The 1,231-nt window shown below is 44.1% G+C and carries 1 protein-coding gene; it reads right to left on the bottom strand.

From position 1 onward, the window contains the following. A partial coding sequence (locus NY014_RS12185; protein ID WP_435520636.1) for a DUF7507 domain-containing protein occupies nt 1-1,231 on the bottom strand: 1,231 nt, incomplete at both ends.

Below are 1,231 nucleotides of genomic sequence, written 5' to 3'. Positions count from 1 at the left end.
GGTGTAGGTAATCACCTCGCCTACCGAACTGTAAACATCCCGGTCCGCATCGTTGGTGATCGTGATCGCAGGACCCTGAACCGCCGTCACGCTCGCAGAATCGCTCTCACTGTATTCAGTATCCCCGTAGCTGTATGTAGCCGTAGCCGTGTTCTCCACGCTACCCGCATCCAGATCCACCTGGGTGATCGTGTAAGTCGTCGTGTAAGTCTCGGTCACACCAGGAGCAAGACTTGCAATCAATTCATCCAGTCCGGTCAACGGATCGCTTACCACCACATCGGTCAAGGTCACATTGCCCGTGTTCTGAACCGTGATCGTGTAGGTAATCACATCGCCTACCGATTCGTAAGTCGACACATCCGAAGTCTTGATCACCGTCAACTCAGGGGATACAACCGCATCAACCGTTTCATCATCCGTGAATTCATAATCTTCAGATCCAGATTTAACATTTACAGCTACAGTGTTAGTAAAGTTTCCATTATCCAAATCAGCCTGAGTGATTACATAAGTTGCTGAATAAGTCCAAATCTCACCAGGTTGAAGAACAGGGTTTTCATCCACACTACTAAACTCATATACAGGTCCACTGGTGGCCAATGGATCAACTACATCTAATTGATTTTTATTTATAGGCCAATTTCCTGTGTTTTCAAGGGTAATAGTATAGGTAATAACATCTCCTACATTACTATAAGTCAATGGATCATTAATACCATTCACAGCAACAGCTGTTTTGACAATTTCTAGAGAAACAATTTTGAAGCTTTGAGTATCATCATCGCTATCTGTATATGGTTCACCTTTGAAATAACCCGTTGCTGTAGCAGTATTGATAAATTGACCTGTAATCAATTCAGTTTCCGTCAATTCATAATATCCTGAAATGGAGATGGATTCACCAATCAAAAGAGTTCCTATCAAACCTCCATTTTCAATTATTACTGAAGGATTAAGATCAGTTACAGATACGTCAGTGAGATCAACATTACCAGTATTGGTAACCGTGAACTCATAATTCACACGATCTCCAATTGAATACAACCCATCACTATTAGTATCCTCATACTGACCAGTCTTAGTAATGTTGATTGATGGAGAGTATTCCGCCGTCACCGTCTCGGTATCACTGCCCGTGGTCGTTCCATCGGTCGCGGTCGCCGTGTTCTCCACGCTACCCGCATCCAGATCCGCCTGGGTGATCGTGTAAGTCGTTGTGTAGGTCTCG

It is taken from the genome of Algoriphagus limi, from assembly GCF_024919275.1.
GTDB lineage: Bacteria > Bacteroidota > Bacteroidia > Cytophagales > Cyclobacteriaceae > Algoriphagus > Algoriphagus limi.
This window is presented reverse-complemented; position numbering and strand designations above follow the sequence as displayed.